The following is a 17,079-nucleotide window of genomic DNA, read 5'->3' as shown; positions in this document are numbered from 1 at the left end:
TAATGGAGGAGTACTCTGTATGAAGGAGGCTCCATAAATGAACCGAAGCAAAAAATCGGCTGCAAAATTAATCCCGCTGGTAACAGCGTTAATAGTAATCATTTCAGGCATAGTTTGGTATAGTTACTCAACAGCCAGGAACGAAGAGACCATTCCATTCTCCGCTGTTGAGAAAATCATTCAACAGCAGGAAGGAAAATCCGTTTCCATAACGGAACATCAAGATGGCCGCATTTATTTAACGGCTGGCGGTAAAGAATACAGTTCCCAATTGCCGCCTAACAGCCAAATGATTGACAATTTAATAGAAAAATACAATATTGATTATAGCTATTCATCCAGCACCCGCTATGGCAAATGGATTATGGGCGGGGTTTTGATCCTGCTCGCCTGTGCCGTATTTTTTCTGCAAAAATCCAAGGGCGGCTTCGGACTTCGTTCGATGAAAAATAGTGTCAGCCAAGCCCGCCCCCTCCCATCTATCAGTTTAAAAGATGTAGGCGGGCTCGGCGAGGAAATGAAAGAAGAAATTTTGCAGACATTATCCACTATCACTGAACCGGAGCGGGCACGAAAATTAGGAATTTCCCCTCCAAAGGGCATTTTGTTATATGGTCCGCCAGGGACAGGAAAAACGCTGCTTGCCCAAGCGATTGCCCATGAATTGAATGCCTCCTTTTTTTCAGCGAGCGGTTCATCCTTTAATGAATTATTTGTCGGTGTCGGCGCGAGCCGAATCCGTTCTTTATTTCATGCAGCCAGAAAAGAGCGCCCTTCTGTCATTTTCATCGATGAAGTGGATGCCCTAGCTGGAAAACGTAAACCGCATGGCGGTGAAGAAGCTGAAAAAACTTTAACAGAGCTCCTTGTGCAGCTTGATGGCGGGATCTCGAATGATGGAATCCTATTTATCGCTGCCACTAATAGAAAAGACATGCTGGATGATGCCTTTCTCCGTCCAGGGCGCATAGATTTTTCCTTTCATGTGCCGCTTCCAGATACAAAAGGAAGATTGGAAATTATTCAGATTCATACAAAGGACAAGGCGATGGCACCCGATGCAGCAGCATCGCTCGATAGTCTGGCAGAAAGTACATCAGGTCTTTCTGGAGCAGACCTTTATTCTTTGTTTGAAACAGCCAGCAGACGGGCAGTTTTAAATGGACACGATAGGATTCAAAAGGATGATTTAGATTATGCACTCGACCGGACGATTCTTGGAAGCTCCTCCCGCGCCCTGACAGACCTAGATACCAAGCGCAGGGTTGCCATCCATGAAGCTGGCCATGCCCTCGTCGCAACATTAACAAAACCCGGCTCTGTCCGAAAAGCAACCATTATCCCGCGTGGTGAAGCACTAGGCTATGTAGCACCGATTCCAAAGGAGCTGCAATTATCAACAACCAGTGATTTGCTAGATCGGGTTGCTATGATTTTAGCTGGCGGTGCAGCAGAAAGGATTGTCCTGGGCGAGCATAGTATCGGGGTTGGCGGTGATGTGCAGCAAGCAAAACAAATTATTGAACAAATGGTTGAAATCGGTATGCTCGAAGATAGTTTTTCGTTAACTTTTAAAAAGCTTGATAAGGAAGAAAAGATGCAAGAGCTATTCGAACGGGCCATAGACCGTGCGGAAAATTTAATCAACAGCCATCAGCATGTCCATCATCAATTAGTTGAGGCATTATTAAAAAAAGAAACGATAGAAGGATCCGAGGTGGAAAAAATCGTACATGGAACTAAAGAGTACGATCATACTTCCCATGCCATATTTGCTTAACAAGATCAAGGGGTCAGATCCCCGCAAACTCCCTAGGACTTACTTTTCCAAAGATCCTAGGGAGTTTTTTTAAGGTCTGGCCCCATTTAGAAATATTTAAAGTTTTATTTGTAAATTAATAGTAGCAAGCTGCACCTACAATGATTAATAGGATGAATAGTACGACAATTAGCACAAAGCCGCTATATCCAGAACCGAAGCCGCCGCAGCAGCCGCCAAAGCCGTAACCACCGAAGCCGCCATATCCAAACATATCATTACCTCCTTTTATTTTTTTATATTTTTAATAAACCCAAGCTGCCCCAACGATAATTAGTAAAATAAACAAAACGACAATCAGGGCAAATCCTGCGCCATATCCGCCTGCTGCTCCAGACATATACCATACCTCCTTTTTCGAATTCAATATATCCTATTCACCTATATCCTGATGTGCAATAGACATATATCCCTATTCAGTGCTTTTCTTAAAATGGCTAAGCCCATTCTTATGATGAAGGCTTTGTTCATAAAAATGGAATGTCCCCCTTAAACCTTTTTTGGGTGTTGTTTCTGCCGCCGGCCGTTAAATCCAAAAACAAAAAAAACCACAACCTCCTGCCTGAAAGAGATTGTGGTTATTGTATTTTTTTATATATTAGATGATACAAGATGCTCATACCCCTAAGATGCAATATATAGTTATTTAGTTTTTACAAGTCCTTTAACCCCATTAATACCGCGATCGACAAGACTTAAATGCATATCTCTTGCAAGCTGGACATACTCTTTTCTCACTTGTTTCCAGGCGCTCCTGCGCTGGCGGGAGAACTCCAGATTAGATTCAATTGTCTTCTCTAAATTCTCCTCTATTTGGTCGGCAATTTGGAAAACAGATTTAATTGGTGTCAGGGCCAATTTCTCTATTTGTCCAGAAACCTCCTCAAGCTGTTTCTTAAGTGCCTCTCGGCTGCTTGCTCGTGCAGGTTCATCTTGTACTTCTTCATTCCCTCGGCCGATTCGCTGCATGACTTCATTGGCAATTTCCTTGTTCGTCTTTTTCGTTTGCTGATACAGGGATGAAATAGTTTTTCGGTACTGCTTGTTGAATTTAGCCACTTCCCTAATCGTATTGAGATAAGCTTCTTCCCTGTTTTCACGAAGCTTTTCCGCCCGTTCACGAGAAAGCTCGTATTGATCCCATAAAGTGTTTACAAAAGAATTTGCGGAATTAACCTCTTCTACTGCAGGATTTGTTATGTCCTCAGCAGCAGGTGCTGTATCATTCTTCTTCTGTGCCATCTTCAATCCTCCCCTTATTATTATTTACTTTCTCTATTGAATCCTTCTTTTGAAATGAAGGGATATAGAGCTCAAGGACGCTGGTATACATGTTAAAGAATTGATCAAGCAATGATTGATAAGTTTCTAATTGATTCGCATACCCTTTTAAGTATCTCATCCCAGCTTTTGTAATGAAGTACTTTCGTTTGGCCGGTCCTGTTCCAGTTGTATCCCACTCTGATAAAACCAGCTCATCTTTTTCCAACTTTCTTAACATTCTGTACAAATTTCCTTGGTCAAGGGTTTTAAAGCCAAAAGACTCGAGTTTTTGGATAAGCTCGTACCCGTGAAGGGAAACCCTGCTAAGAAGCAATAAAATAAATGGCAGGACAATATTTTTTGATGGATTAACCGATTGGTTATCTTCGTTTACCATATCTTTATCACCTCACCTATATGTATTTTACACCTATAGGTAATATATGTCAAACATTTAAATAAATATTACTATTCCAGTTAAATCTTTACAAATGTTCCTTTTTGGTAATAAACTAAAAAAAATGAAAAGGTGGTGTAAAATGATCGAAGCAAAAATAAGTAAAACGGGAATTCCTTATTTGCGGTTTGGAAAAGGCGAACCGTTCGTGTTGATCCATGGTTTAGGTGAAATCAAGGAAGGGTGGATCCATCAATTTGAATTGTCTCAATATTTCGAACTCATCATCCCTGATTTACGCGGGCACGGAGAGTGCAACAAAACGGAAGGGATTACCATTCAAAACTTTGCCGCTGACATTATTCTATTATTGAACGAACTAAACATTAAAAATACTCACATTCTTGGCCTGTCAATGGGTGGAGCCGTTGCACAAGAAATCTACCGCCAGTCGCCCTCAATCTGCCGTTCTCTCATTTTAGCAAGCTCATTTCATTACTTCCCTAAGAAATTTAAAAAGTGGCTGTTTGAAAACAGAAAAGCCAAATTTGAAGCCCTAAGCTCTACAGGCAAACAAACGGAATATTTAGCCAGAATGGCACTTTACTCTTGGAATGATGAAACGGTATCAAACTTTAATCAGTTGTTTCGGCCGAAACAGGATATTTTTATCAATTCGCTTAAATCCTGCCTCGAAGTCAACAATTTATCTTTATTAAGAAAAATAAAGATTCCCACATTAATTATTGGCGGCCAATATGATTCTGTTTTACCAGTATGGATTCAGGCATGCATGCACAAACAGATCCCTCATTCTAAATTTGTCATTATCAGGAACACAGGCCATCTCGCCAAGCTGGAGGCAAAAGACCATTTCAATCTCTTATTGCGTTCCTTTTTAGGCCAGCAGGCTGTCGCGGGGTAAAAAGCACAAGCACCGGGAAAGGATTATGCACTCCTTCTCGGTGCTAATTGGATCATTTTTCGGAGAGTGAACGTGTACTAAGCCATTGATCGGCAAATTCAGCAAATTTCCCTGTCAATGCAAGTGAAACATGACCGCCTTCAAAGACCTGATAGGTTTTATCTAAACTTCCTGCCATATCCATTATCGGCAAACTTTGCTGCTCCAAAACGAGTGTATCACGTGAGCAGGAGAAAACGAACAGCGGGCATTGAATTTGCGAAAGAACTGCCTGTCTGCCGCCGATGACTAATTCCCCTTTCAATAGTTTGTTTTCTTTATAAAGATCATGAAACATTTGCTTGAAGGCGGCACCCGCAAAAGATGCAGTGTCCTTCGTCCATTTATCCATCCTCCTCCACTTTTCAACATACTCGTCATCATATGCCCGGGTAACCAAATTGACCATGGGGCTATTATAAACAGGAGACAGCATCCGGAACATCAAATACATAAATTCAGATGGTATGGTTCCATAGGCATCTGCAAACCGGTTAAAGTCCATTTCTCCATTCTGCAAGCCTTCCAGCCACTTATCGGGAACAATCCCGATACTGAAGTCAATAGGAACCGCCGCTAAAATTAAATTTTTGATTGGCACGTCAGTAATCGATGTAAGAATGGCTGAAATGGTTCCCCCCAGGCAATAGCCAAGCAAAGAGATTCCCTTTTGCCCAGAATGGCGGATTGCCCTCTTAATTGCGGCTTCCAAATACTCTATAATGTAAACATCCAGCGTCGTATCACTGTCTTCTAAACCAGGAGAGCCCCAATCAAAAAGGTATACATCATATCCACGCTCTGTTAGCCCGCCTACTACGCTGCTGCCTGGTCCTGCATCTAATATATAGGGCTTATTTAAAAGCGAATAGACCATTAAAACAGGAATTGGATATTTCTTATTCTTAGCCGGGTGATACCATAAGGTTGACTTATTTTTTTTCCAGATGCTTTGTCTCGGAGTTGGTATGATATCCGGTTTGGGCTCAAGAATAATTCTTACAACTTGATTCCACCTTTTTGTTTCCTTTTCTAAATCAAATTGTGGAATAAACCGCGCTCCAAGTGCTTTTGCATCCATGCATTATTCCCCTTTCATTCTCCTTTGGAGGGACCGGCGGATGATAGCACCAGTTCTTTGTCCATTTTAATTTCATTGTCTTGTTCTGCCTGAATCGATTTTTTCACTTCAGCCAGTTCTGCTTTGATATCGGAAAGTTGTACCGCTTCTTCTTTTAACTCCCTAATCTCATTTTGGATTTGAGCAAGTTCCTTACTGGCTTTCAAGTGTTTTAAGTCTGTTTTGATACTTTTAAGACTGTCAATTTCTTTCCGCAGTTCTTGAAGATTGACCTGAATAATTTTGATATCTACAAGCCCTTTCCTAAGCTCCTGCAGCTCTGCATTCATTTTTCTGGTTTCTTCCATATGGATGGAAGCTTTTTTTAATTCAGTGTTCATTTGTTGAATATTCATTACTGCCTCTTTAAGCAATTCAACATTTTCTTGATTTAGCTGCCCTAGGCTATCCTGGAGATTCCATACTTGTTCCTCCAGAAGATCCATTTTTTCTTCTGCTTGAATAGATAGCTTTGCAACATTCGCCACATCCTTTTTCGTTGGTATGTTGAGAAAGCCTGCCATCAATTCTTGATTTTTCCGCAAAATCTCCATATAGTTTGAATGCGCATTCAAACCAGCTTTCATTAACCGGACAGTTTCACGGTTATCCGTCAGCATATACAGGAAACCATTCATTTGTTTTTCCCATATTTCCGCCATTCGTTTATAGCCTTCGAATGGATCAAACGCTTTTTCTTTTGTCATCTAATCTCCCCCCTAATCACAGGACTGCGTTAGTTATTCTGTTTCATTAAATTTTTCCAATGTTACACCTTATGTTTCATTCCCGCTCAATGGACTCTTTCTTCCTCCTTCCTCATCATCCTTCTAAGCAGTTTTCCAACTGAGGATTTTGGCAGTTCATCCAGGATTTCAATTTCCTTAGGAACTTTATAAGGAGCGAGGTTTATTTTAGCAAATTCAATAAGCTTATCCGGATCCGCCGTCATTCCGGGCCTCAACTTAACAAACGCCTTAACTGTTTCTCCTCTGTAGGAATCTGGCACACCAATCACTATAGCCTCTTCAATAGCTGGATGCTGGTACAAAACTTCTTCCACTTCTCGCGGATACACATTGTAACCGCTTGCAACAATCATGTCTTTTTTCCGGTCTAAAATGTAAAAATATCCGTCTTCATCCATTTTTGCAATATCTCCTGTAAACAGCCACCCATCCTTCAAGACCATTTCAGTATCTCCGGGACGTTTCCAATAGCCTTTCATGACCTGTGGCCCTCTAAGAATCAGTTCGCCCGCTTCTCCTACCGGCACATCTTCAAAACCGTCCGAAGTTTCCTTGACGATTCTTGCTTCTGTTCCGGGCAGAGGTATGCCCACACTTCCCAATTTTCTTGGAAGAAATGGCGGAGTAGAAATGGCGGATGGAGCCGTTTCAGAAAGCCCATACCCATCAGATAGCCGAATCCCCGATCTCCTTTCAAATACTTTAACCTGCTCAACGGGGAGCGGGGCACCACCGCTGCTTAAAAAGAAAATATCTCCAATATTGCTCTCTTCCAATTGCTGATGGCTATTAAGGGCAAAGATCATTGTTGGAACCACTGTTAACTGAAACGGTTTCTCCCGTTTAATTAGCTCCAAAAGTTCATTTACTTCAAACCGGGGGAGAATGAGTTGATTACATCCGATTCGAATGGCTGATAATGCATTGCAGGAAAGTCCATAAACGTGAAACATCGGAAGGACACTGATAATTTTAAAGTTTTCCGGCTTTTCATCGACCGCATTGTAAGTAAAATCACATACTTGAATAATATTGGCAAGCAGGTTGTAGTGGGTTAACATAACTCCCTTAGATATCCCCGTTGTCCCTCCAGTATATTGCAGCAGCGCTACATCTTCAGCAATATTGATAGAGATTTCCGGAATCACATTATCATAGGTTAGAAAGTCTTCAAGATAAAGGTCACCGGCGCTTAATGGCCGTTTATCTCCTCCAAACCCGATCACGATGATTCGCTTTAAGGATGTTTTTGGCTGGACCTGTTTAACTCTATGATAGAAGGCCTCAAATACAACCATATACTCAGCCTCAGAATCATTGAGCACATATTCGATTTCCCGTTCCACATACATGGGGTTGACCTGAACCGCTATACCGCCTAATCGGAATGCGGCAAATAGACTAAAAATGTATTGGGGACAGTTTGGCAGCATGATTGCCAGCCTGTCACCCTTTTGAAATCCAACACGGTAAAGAGAAGCTGCGAGCATGTCAGACAACATTTTTGTTTCATGATAGCTCCAAGACTTTCCATAAAATGTGAGAGCCGGATGATCACCATGAATATTTGCAGCCTGTCTTAATAAGTCAAATAATGAATCATACTCAATCGATACATGCTCACTAATTCTAGGGTCATAAAACTTTAGCCATGGTTTTTTCTGGTACACCACACTTTTCCCCTCCTAATTTTTCTCCAGTCAATTTAGAGAATCATTTCCTTCTCTACACAAACTTGGAAGATCTTGTAACCACTTAAATTATTGTTTTAAAAGAGGGTTTTGTAAATGAACGGTTATCGACAGGTTTTTGCCACTATTTACATTTTTTACTTAGCATAATCAGATAATCGACAAATCACCACAAGAATCTCCAGCATTAGAATATTTTGTTTGAGCATTTGCTCTGTTGTTCACAAAATATTCGATATTTAATGCCATATTGAAATTAAACAATTGTTTATATAGATATTTTTTATAGTAGAAATAGTGTTTCCTAGCCTCTAAGGGAATCATAGTTATTGATAGGCTAGACGGAAAAGATCTGCCAGTTCTCGAACCAAAGGCATTTTTGGATTAGCCATGGTATCCTGATCATGAAAGGCCCGCTCTGCAAGCAGATCCACTTTGGCTTCAAACTCATGCCGGCTTACACCAGCTTTGGAAATACTTGTTGGCATATCCAACTCTTTTGTAAGCTCATATACTGCTTTGCTTAAGCTTTCCACCCCTTCCTCAGTTGTCTGGGCAGGCAGTCCAAGCATACTGGCAATTTCGGCATACCGTTCATCGGCAATAAAGGACTCATATTTAGGGAATGTCATAAATTTATCAGGTTTTTTGGCATTAAAGCGAATGACATGCGGCAGCATGATGGCGTTTGCCCTCCCGTGCGGCATATTAAATTCGGCACCCAGAACATGGGCCAAACTGTGGTTAATTCCAAGAAATGAATTGGCAAATGCCATACCCGCAATAGCAGAAGCATTATGCATTTTTTCGCGGGCCTGTTCATCCCCTCCATCCCGATAGGCCCGAGGCAGATAGCGAAACACCAGCTGTATCGCCTTTAATGCCAACCCATCTGTATAGTCATTTGCAAGTACCGACACATACGCTTCAATCGCGTGTGTTAACACATCCATTCCTGTGTCCGCAGTGACCGATTTAGGAACTGTCATGGCAAATTGCGGATCAATAATGGCTATATCTGGCGTCAGCTGGCTGTCTGCCAGCGGATGCTTGATATTTTCTTGTTTATTCGTAATAACAGAAAAAGAAGTTACCTCAGAACCAGTTCCGGAAGTGGTCGGAATGGCAAGCAGCCTTGCTTTTTTCCTTAGTTCTGGAAAACACACGACCCGCTTCGCAGGATCAAAGAATTTTTGTGTGAGACTTTGAAACTCCGTGTCCGGGTGCTCATAAAACAGCCACATCGCCTTGGCCGCATCGATGACAGAACCTCCTCCAAGGGCGATAATCAGATCCGGCTGAAACTTGATCATTTGATTGGCACCTGCCATTACCGTATCTATACAAGGTTCTGGTACTACATTTGAAAAAATTTCCGTTCGGATTGCAGCTGAATTCTTTTTTAAATAATATAAAACTTTATCAACATAACCGTGTTTTAGGCTGCTTTCACTTGTCACAATAAAGGCTCGTGAAATTCCTGTAATGGCCGCAAGCGTCTGAACTGAGTTTTTTTCAAAGAAAATTTGTGATGGAACCTTAAACCATTGTGTCATCACTCTTCTCTTAGCCACTTTTTTAATATTGATTAAATTGGCTGCTCCAACATTTTGTGACACCGAATTTCCTCCATACGTACCGCATCCTATTGTTAAGGATGGCACGGATGTATTGTAAATATCTCCGATAGCCCCGTGGGTGGATGGGGTATTAACAATAATGCGGCCCGCTTTCATCCGAATAGAAAATGTATCAATCGCATCCTGGTTCGATGAATGGATGGCTGCTGAATGGCCCAGTCCGCCATATTCTAGCGTTTCCTCTGCAATCATCAGTCCTTTGGCCAAACTATCAACCTTGTAGCACGCCAAGATCGGGCTCAATTTTTCACAGGATAACGGATAGTCCGGCCCAACACCTTGTAACTCGGCGATTAAAATTTTTGTATTTGCAGGAACCTTCACTCCTGCCATTTTTGCTATTTGCCAGGCAGAAAGACCGACAATCATCGGGTTAAGGGCATGATGTTTAGGATCTATAGCAAGTTTTTCCACCATTTGTTTTTCTTGTTCCTTGAGAAAATAACAGCCATTAGCAATTAATTCCTGTTTTACTTCGTGATAGATTTCCTGGTCAATAATCAGTGCTTGCTCAGAAGCGCAAATCATTCCATTATCAAACGTTTTGGACAGGATCAGATCATTCACGGCACGTTTGATATTGGCGGTTTTTTCGATATAACACGGAACATTGCCTGCCCCCACACCCAGTGCTGGTTTTCCGGAGCTATATGCCGCTTTCACCAGATTAGGGCCGCCTGTTGCTAAAATAAGCGATACCTTAGGGTGCTTCATTAATAGCTGAAATGCTTCATGGGAAGGCGATTCAATCCATTGGATTGAGTGCTCAGGAGCACCTGCCTTAGCGGCTGCTTCCCGCAGCAGTTCGGCTGCTGCCGCACAGCATTTTTGCGCATAGCGGGGAAACGCAAAGATAATTGGGTTTCGGGTTTTTAATGATAGTAAGGTTTTAAAAATAACGGTCGAAGTTGGATTCGTTATTGGAATTATGCCGGCGATCACTCCAACTGGTTCGGCAATTTCAATAAACCCCTCATTTTCATTTTCATGAATGACTCCCACCGTTTTCATATTCCGTAAATTGTTATAGATACACTCTATTGCAAACATATTTTTAAAAATCTTATCCTCATAAACTCCCCTTCCTGTTTCTTCCACCGCCAATTTTGCCAGATATTTATGATGCTCCAATGCTTTAATCGCCACTTGTTTGACAATATCATCAACCATTTGCTGATTATAACAGCGAAATTCCTCCAACGCCCTTGAACTATTGCCAGCAAGTTGATCTATCATATCGGATAATTGCTGGTTATCATAGACTGTTTTTTCTTTTACAGCCACTTGCCATCCCTCCCATGTTTCTTGTGCAGGAATTCACATAAAACTCCTGTCCGCTCTTGGAAAGAACTATATCACGATGTTTTATTGAATTTTGTCGAATTGCGCGCAAAAATGAATGAATAACCATTCATTTTTGAATTGTTCATAAAAGTTTCAAAATCACCAGCCCTCATAGCACAAAAACAAAATAAAAAACGCCATAAACTCCGTTTCTAAGAGTTTATGGCGTTTTGAATCAGCCCGTATTGCGCAATCCCGCAGAAATGCCGCTAATGGTCAATAAGACTTCTGTTAACATTGATTCATCCAAATTGTCCTGCTCTCTGAATTGTTTAATGAGCTCAACCTGTAAAAAGTTTAATGGATCAACATATGGATTTCTTCTAAAAACAGAATCCTTAATATTAGGAGTATGATCCAACAGTTCTGTATCACCGGTTATTTGCAGCAATATATCTTTTGTCCGTTCATACTCTTCTAAAATATTCGTAAAGATCCGTTGTGCAATGGCCTGATCTTCCACAAGGGTTACATATTCTCTGGCCGTTGTAATATCCGCTTTCATGAGAGCCATTTGCAGATTATCAATCGTTGCCTGAAAAAACGGCCATTTTTCGTACATTTGCTGGAGCAGTTTTAAGTTTTGCCCACTTTTCGACGCAAAGCCTTGCAGTCCCGTTCCGGCTGCAAACCAGCCTGGAAGGAGCTGGCGGCTTTGTGTCCAAGCAAACACCCATGGAATGGCCCGCAAATCTTCAAATCGATTCCTATTTTTTCGGCTCATCGGTCTTGAACCTATATTTAATTCTCCCAGCTCCTGTAATGGTGTCGCTTGTTGAAAATAAGTTAGGAAATCAGGATCATGAAACACAAGCGATTGGTATTTTGCCAATGCCTCTGCTGATATTTGCTCCATCGCTTCTTCCCATTCCTGTTCTCTCAGCTGCTTAGACTCCCCTTCATTTGAAACATGAGCGGCAGTTAAGATCAACGTGGAGGTGGCCTGTTCTAAACTGCGATACGCGATATCCTCTAGCAAATACCGGGCAGAAAGAACTTCACCCTGTTCAGTGATTTTCACTCCATCGCCAATGGTTTCAACTGGCTGGGACAGGATACTTTTATTTAATGGACCTCCGCCCCGGCCAAAAGAACCGCCCCGGCCATGGAAAAATTTCAAGCCGATTCCGTACTGCTTGGCCATATCATGAATTTCTATCTGGGCTTTATAGAGCTTCCAGTTTGCTGTCAAAGTACCGCCATCTTTGCTTCCGTCTGAATAGCCAAGCATTATTTCCTGCTGGTCCCCCATTATTTTCAAATGCTCACGGTAGACAGGCATATTAAACAGCGTTTCCATGATTTTAGGTCCGGAGGTTAAATCATCGATTGTTTCTAGCAATGGCGCAACGTGCAAATGACTTTCCAGATTCCCATCAGCATGAAGCCGATATAGTCCTGCCTCCTTTGCTAATACCAGCACCTCGAGGAGATCACTTGGGGATTTCGTCATGCTCACCAGATAAACTGAAATCGAGCGTTTTCCAAATTCCTCATGGGCTTTTTTAATCGTTTGAAAAACTTTAATCATTTCTTGCGTTTCTGGTGAATAGTCTTCATTTAATAACAGTAATGGCCGCGGATCGGACAAAATATTTATCAAAGTGCTAGATTTTTCTTCCTCCGAAAGGGCCGCATAATTATCAGTGATACCTACTTTCTTCAGGATTTCACTAATGGCTGCCTCGTGTTCCCCACTATGGTTCCTTATATCAAGAGTGGCTAAATGGAAGCCAAACAAATTTACTTGACGGATCAATTTTTGGATAATTTTCAATTCATGTGCAGACGGATGATGCCTTTTTAAACTCCGTTTGATCAAATACAAGTCTTCTAATAATTCCTCTGCAGATCGATAGCCAGTCCCAGTGCTGCCTATCTGCTTAATCCGTTCCAAGATAATGGCAAATGCCCGTCGGTATACCTCTGATTGATTCGGCCACTTTTTCTCAGGTGGCAAATAAAGGTCTTCCTTCTCCGCAAGAAATGTTAAAAGTTCTTCACTTACCTTGACTCTTGTTGTCGAATGGCTGTATCTTTTCATTAATTCAACTAATACTTGTTTATATTTCTTCAGAACAAGCCTCCGCTGCCTGATTAAGGTCTCCCATGTTACCTCACGGGTGACATTCGGATTGCCATCACGGTCCCCGCCAATCCAAGAACCAAATCTTAGAAAGTTAGGCACCTTCCATTCGGTATCAGGATAATTTTTCTCCAAACATTCAGCTACCTCCTGATGAACCTCCGGGAGGACATCAAAAAGGGTCTCGTCAAAATAGTACAGTCCATTTCTTACCTCGTCCATAACTGTAGGTTTTTTCTGACGCAGTTCATCTGTCTGCCATAAAATAGCGACATCATTAAATAGGCTGTCCTCCAGCTTTTTCCTTTCTCTTCTTGAAAGCAATGGGTGGTCAAGGGTTTTAAGACTATCAGCTATCCTTTTTTGAATTTCAAGAATGGACCGTTTGGTTGCTTCAGTTGGATGCGCCGTAATAACCAGCTCAAGCGATAAAGTATTCAGTATATTTTGGATTGTATCTTCAGGCAGATGGTTATCCTTTAGAGATAAAATAGCGCTCTCAATAGATCCAGGCTGAACGTTCGTATCAGCTTGAAGCTGATACTGCCTCCGCCGTCTGATTCGATGATTTTGTTCGGCAGCGTTGATTAAATGAAAATACATGGAAAACGCCCGAATGACTTGTTCCCGTAATGGAGGGGTGAGCGTTGTAATTTCTTCTTTTAGTGAAGAGTATATTTCCTTGTCAAAGTGTGTCCTAAGTGACTTGCACATAAGCCTGATCTTTTCTACTTTTTCAAATAACTCAGTTCCGCCATGATTAATTAATATTTCCCCTAGCATTTTCCCTAATAACTTCACATCTCGTCGCAATGGAAGACTGCTGTCATTTGTAGTTTCTACTGCTGCCATTCTTTCACCTTCCCCTTTGTCCAAAAAATTCTTTAAATTTTTAAATATTAATATATCATATTTAAAGAGCAATGTTAAAAAAAATTGCTTATTATTCTGAAAAAAGTTTTAACGATTCATAAAATATGATGAAAAAACCCGCCTTCTGCGGGTTTTAGTGTATTCCTTACGTTAATTTTTATCGAATACAAGGACATAGGTTTTCCGGTCGTCATCACTATAATTTACAACAATAGAAATGATGGTTTTTTTGTTTTCATTAAGCTGGACTGTTTGGCTTGTTCCTCCTTCAATTTGGATCGATGAGCTGCTATATGCAGCTAGAGGATTAATGGTGACAGTATTCAAGTCACTAGAAACGCTGATATGATAGGTATACTCGTCTGGAGAAAACTCACTGTCCCATGTTCCTTCAGAAACTGACAAGCCGGATAATTTCGCGTAACTTGCTTTCTCCGTTTCAATGGAAGTTTTATCTGCCCCGCTTGCTTCGGCACCATTTGACTGAGTGCCCGACCTAAGTAAGGCACTGGCCGCTGGCATTGAACTGTTTCTTTCTGCAGAGAGGCCAGCAGATGGTTTGCTTGTGCTGCCTGAGGCTCGTGTAACCGATATCGTATAGGCCTTTTGTTCGCCATTTTCTGCTGTCACGACAATAGATATAGGGGTGGTGCCCACCGGAAGGTTAACTGACACCCCGGCTTCCTGCACTGTTTTCCCATTTATCTCAACTGTTGCACTTGCTTCAACGGCTTTTGGCTTAATGGTAATCGTAGAATTTTCATTTGCTACTTGAGCTGTATAATTTGTTATCTCCGCTGAAAAGCTTGGTGACAGTTCTCCTGTTGAAAGGCTAATATTTTGAAGCAGATTATTGCTGCTTTTTTCCCTTGTTACAGTCAGCTGATATGTCACTGTGGGATGACTGCTGTCACTAACGGTAATAGTAAAAAGGTTTTTCCCGGTTTTCAGTTGGTAATCAGAATTTGTTCCACTAATGACTGGGCTGCCATTAATCGTTATGGAAGCGTTTGGGCTTGTACTTTCCACAAGCAGACTAATCGAACTGACTTGGCTCTCCACTGCAGCCGAATATTGGGTTTCGCTCGGAGAGAAAGGCTGATCGAGCTCTATTCCCTCTATTTTTAAAGTTGACAACGTATTGGCTGTTTGTCCCTCTTCGGATTCTGCAGCACTTTCTGCATGTACGGTCGGTATAGATGATAAAGGACCCATACCAATCAGCATCACAGCAAATAGGAATGCCGCTCCTTTTTTCTCCATTTTGGCAAACATGATTCCCCGCCTCCTGCTTACTATCTGTGGGATAGCAGATTTTAACTATACACTATCACCAAATGCTTAACTTTTTCTTAATTTTTGGAGGCTTCCATATATAAAAAAACGAGAATGACTAAACCCTGGCCGGTGTGACACCTAAGCACACTAGTCATCCCCGCTAAAGACAAGGTTATTTCCTGATTAGTTCCAACAGTTTTGATGATATCGCAATAGCCATTTCTTCAACTGCTTCCGGTAAAGCGGATTCCAGTTTTGAATTTACCGCTGACCCTAGCTTTCCATTAACGTTAACTTCTAGAAATCCAGTTAATTTTGTCTTTGTGTGATTGATCGCTTTCGCTTCAAAATATCCCTCTCCAAAATATTTTTCGCTTTGGCCCTTTAACGTAAAATAGACCTTGGTTGGTTCAATCCACTCTTTTATGTCAATCACCAAACTAATTTTCTTTTTCAAGATTCCGATTTCGCTTTTAAATTCCCATGTCGATGTACGGTCCGATAATTTTTCATGGGCTATATAGTTTGGAACGAGCGGCGCCCAATTATCAATATCCTTCACAAAATCCCATATCACATCAATCGGCACATTGATTTCTACTTGATGTTTTCCGGTTGGCATAGCTTCCCTCTTTCCTTCAGAAGTAAAAAAGGATGACTTACATAAGGTCAGCCTCTTCTTTAAAGGTATATGATGGAGCAGGTAATTGTAGAAGATATATATCTGGCGGAATGCTTCTATGACATTTGAAGAATGTTTATGCTGGTTTCGGGATACTCAAAGTAAGCTGACAATTTCCCTTCATAGATAAATTCCAAGGAAGGACAGTTCTTAATATCTTGGGGAGTTACAAGTGAAAGCGGCTTTTGCCGGTTTATTCTGACTCCTGATTCTTCTAAAACGGAAGCAACAAAATGGGAACAGAAATAGGCATTCTTGCGATTCAACTCCACATTCAGCATCACTGCAATTAAACCGAGAAGGTTATACCTGTATTTATTTTTTCGCTGTTCTATTTCCTTAATTTTATTCACCATTCGGTGAAATTGTGTTTCATTCAAATTTAAACAATAAATAGCACAGTCCGCGTTCTTAAACAGACTGCCCCGTAGATCTTCTCTTACAAACCCTCCAAGGAAGGGATTTTTTGGATTTTTTCTGCCAAAGCTATACACTAAATCAAACTGTTCATCCAGGACTAATGAAGCATGATTATAAGGTTTCCTTGTGTAAAGCTTAATTACTTTTGTGAAAACTGTTCCAGTATCTGTTAAAAGGATATACACTTTTCTATTCATTTGAAAGCCCCCTGTAACCACCTTTTCAATTGGGAGGATTGCACGAATCGAATTCCCTTTACCTTATTCTTCCTCAATATCAAGTAAGAAGGAACAATCTCGAGAATTAAATTCTTCTAAGACCATAGACTTATAGCTTATAAGCCTGCAAACTTTATCAAAGAAACTGTTTCTTTTATTATAGGATAATTTATCCATCTACGAGATTCTATTTTTGAAAAATTTAAAAATTTTTCAAAAAAAACCATCATAAGATGGTTAGGCTGTCGAAAAACCTTCGGCAGCTTTTATTTTATCTTTATTCTTCATTAATTCACCGCGTTAATATAGTATAATTTATTAATAGTTGTCTATCCGAATTGTCGGTTGATTTGCGCAGGAGTCTTCGCGCCTTCCGCTCCAATCAACCTAACTTTAATCAATATGTATCCTACACACTAAGGGTCCTCCCAAACCGAATTTGAATTTGTATCCATTAAATAAGTTGGTTCCTGTAACACGACATGTGTGGGAGGAGCACAAGGAAAAGGTAAGGTTAAATCGTTTAACTAAATCG

General features: G+C 41.0%; 13 protein-coding genes and 1 pseudogene. 2 read left to right on the top strand and 12 right to left on the bottom strand.

Annotation, left to right across the window (positions count from 1 at the left end):
* Positions 1 to 37 precede the first annotated feature (37 nt).
* On the top strand, positions 38 to 1,780 hold the full coding sequence (locus tag NFS43_RS16260) for an AAA family ATPase (protein ID WP_251553798.1): 1,743 nt from the start codon (positions 38 to 40) through the stop codon (positions 1,778 to 1,780).
* A gap of 115 nt (positions 1,781 to 1,895) precedes the next feature.
* On the opposite strand, the pseudogene NFS43_RS16255 reads toward NFS43_RS16260, so the two are convergent.
* From NFS43_RS16255 to phaQ, 4 genes and pseudogenes are all read right to left on the bottom strand, one after another.
* Positions 1,896 to 1,970 (bottom strand): annotated as a pseudogene (locus tag NFS43_RS16255) (YjcZ family sporulation protein); the annotation flags it as partial.
* 93 nt (positions 1,971 to 2,063) lie between these two features.
* The gene (locus tag NFS43_RS16250) at positions 2,064 to 2,159 is read right to left on the bottom strand and encodes a YjcZ family sporulation protein (protein WP_074433023.1); all 96 of its coding nucleotides are present in this window, start codon (positions 2,157 to 2,159) and stop codon (positions 2,064 to 2,066) included.
* A 302-nt stretch (positions 2,160 to 2,461) separates the two neighbouring features.
* Complete coding sequence (locus NFS43_RS16245; protein WP_251553797.1) at positions 2,462 to 3,061, bottom strand: hypothetical protein; 600 nt, start codon at positions 3,059 to 3,061, stop codon at positions 2,462 to 2,464.
* Complete coding sequence (gene phaQ / locus NFS43_RS16240) at positions 3,042 to 3,479, bottom strand: poly-beta-hydroxybutyrate-responsive repressor (RefSeq protein WP_251553796.1); 438 nt, start codon at positions 3,477 to 3,479, stop codon at positions 3,042 to 3,044. Before phaQ ends, NFS43_RS16245 begins: the two co-directional genes overlap by 20 nt.
* Before the next feature lie 142 nt (positions 3,480 to 3,621).
* Here phaQ and NFS43_RS16235 point away from each other — a divergent pair, with 142 nt between their 5' ends.
* Positions 3,622 to 4,404, top strand: a complete 783-nt coding sequence (locus NFS43_RS16235) for an alpha/beta fold hydrolase (protein WP_251553795.1) — start codon at positions 3,622 to 3,624, stop codon at positions 4,402 to 4,404.
* 52 nt (positions 4,405 to 4,456) lie between these two features.
* Here NFS43_RS16235 and NFS43_RS16230 read toward each other — a convergent pair whose 3' ends face one another.
* From NFS43_RS16230 to NFS43_RS16195, 8 genes are all read right to left on the bottom strand, one after another.
* Positions 4,457 to 5,524 (bottom strand): alpha/beta fold hydrolase, encoded by a 1,068-nt coding sequence (locus tag NFS43_RS16230; RefSeq protein ID WP_251553794.1) that lies wholly within the window; start codon positions 5,522 to 5,524, stop codon positions 4,457 to 4,459.
* Positions 5,525 to 5,538: 14 nt separating this feature from the next.
* Positions 5,539 to 6,270: a hypothetical protein gene (locus NFS43_RS16225; protein ID WP_251553793.1), complete on the bottom strand. Its 732-nt coding sequence runs from the start codon at positions 6,268 to 6,270 to the stop codon at positions 5,539 to 5,541.
* A gap of 86 nt (positions 6,271 to 6,356) precedes the next feature.
* Complete coding sequence (locus NFS43_RS16220; protein WP_251553792.1) at positions 6,357 to 7,985, bottom strand: long-chain-fatty-acid--CoA ligase; 1,629 nt, start codon at positions 7,983 to 7,985, stop codon at positions 6,357 to 6,359.
* A gap of 344 nt (positions 7,986 to 8,329) precedes the next feature.
* Positions 8,330 to 10,927, bottom strand: a complete 2,598-nt coding sequence (gene adhE / locus NFS43_RS16215) for a bifunctional acetaldehyde-CoA/alcohol dehydrogenase (protein ID WP_251553791.1) — start codon at positions 10,925 to 10,927, stop codon at positions 8,330 to 8,332.
* Between the two features lie 235 nt (positions 10,928 to 11,162).
* Positions 11,163 to 13,925, bottom strand: a complete 2,763-nt coding sequence (gene ppc / locus NFS43_RS16210; protein WP_251553790.1) for a phosphoenolpyruvate carboxylase — start codon at positions 13,923 to 13,925, stop codon at positions 11,163 to 11,165.
* A gap of 171 nt (positions 13,926 to 14,096) precedes the next feature.
* The gene (locus NFS43_RS16205) at positions 14,097 to 15,221 is read right to left on the bottom strand and encodes a cadherin-like beta sandwich domain-containing protein (protein ID WP_251553789.1); all 1,125 of its coding nucleotides are present in this window, start codon (positions 15,219 to 15,221) and stop codon (positions 14,097 to 14,099) included.
* A gap of 175 nt (positions 15,222 to 15,396) precedes the next feature.
* Positions 15,397 to 15,846 (bottom strand): SRPBCC family protein, encoded by a 450-nt coding sequence (locus tag NFS43_RS16200; protein WP_251553788.1) that lies wholly within the window; start codon positions 15,844 to 15,846, stop codon positions 15,397 to 15,399.
* A gap of 116 nt (positions 15,847 to 15,962) precedes the next feature.
* Entirely contained in the window at positions 15,963 to 16,523 is a 561-nt protein-coding gene (locus NFS43_RS16195) for a hypothetical protein (RefSeq protein ID WP_251553787.1), read from the bottom strand.
* Positions 16,524 to 17,079 lie beyond the last annotated feature (556 nt).

The sequence above is a fragment of the Neobacillus muris genome, assembly GCF_943193175.1.
In the GTDB taxonomy this organism is placed as follows: Bacteria; Bacillota; Bacilli; order Bacillales; family Cytobacillaceae; genus Neobacillus; species Neobacillus muris.
This window is presented reverse-complemented; position numbering and strand designations above follow the sequence as displayed.

What these genes read in the sequence shown, in the direction of transcription:
- ppc (WP_251553790.1), bottom strand. Translation starts at nt 13,925, where the DNA reads ATGGCAGCAGTAGAAACTACAAATGACAGCAGTCTTCCATTGCGACGA.
- phaQ (WP_251553796.1), bottom strand. Translation starts at nt 3,479, where the DNA reads ATGGTAAACGAAGATAACCAATCGGTTAATCCATCAAAAAATATTGTC.
- NFS43_RS16195 (WP_251553787.1), bottom strand. Translation starts at nt 16,523, where the DNA reads ATGAATAGAAAAGTGTATATCCTTTTAACAGATACTGGAACAGTTTTC.
- NFS43_RS16260 (WP_251553798.1), top strand. Translation starts at nt 38, where the DNA reads ATGAACCGAAGCAAAAAATCGGCTGCAAAATTAATCCCGCTGGTAACA.
- NFS43_RS16200 (WP_251553788.1), bottom strand. Translation starts at nt 15,846, where the DNA reads ATGCCAACCGGAAAACATCAAGTAGAAATCAATGTGCCGATTGATGTG.
- NFS43_RS16205 (WP_251553789.1), bottom strand. Translation starts at nt 15,221, where the DNA reads ATGTTTGCCAAAATGGAGAAAAAAGGAGCGGCATTCCTATTTGCTGTG.
- NFS43_RS16225 (WP_251553793.1), bottom strand. Translation starts at nt 6,270, where the DNA reads ATGACAAAAGAAAAAGCGTTTGATCCATTCGAAGGCTATAAACGAATG.
- NFS43_RS16250 (WP_074433023.1), bottom strand. Translation starts at nt 2,159, where the DNA reads ATGTCTGGAGCAGCAGGCGGATATGGCGCAGGATTTGCCCTGATTGTC.
- NFS43_RS16230 (WP_251553794.1), bottom strand. Translation starts at nt 5,524, where the DNA reads ATGGATGCAAAAGCACTTGGAGCGCGGTTTATTCCACAATTTGATTTA.
- NFS43_RS16245 (WP_251553797.1), bottom strand. Translation starts at nt 3,061, where the DNA reads ATGGCACAGAAGAAGAATGATACAGCACCTGCTGCTGAGGACATAACA.
- NFS43_RS16235 (WP_251553795.1), top strand. Translation starts at nt 3,622, where the DNA reads ATGATCGAAGCAAAAATAAGTAAAACGGGAATTCCTTATTTGCGGTTT.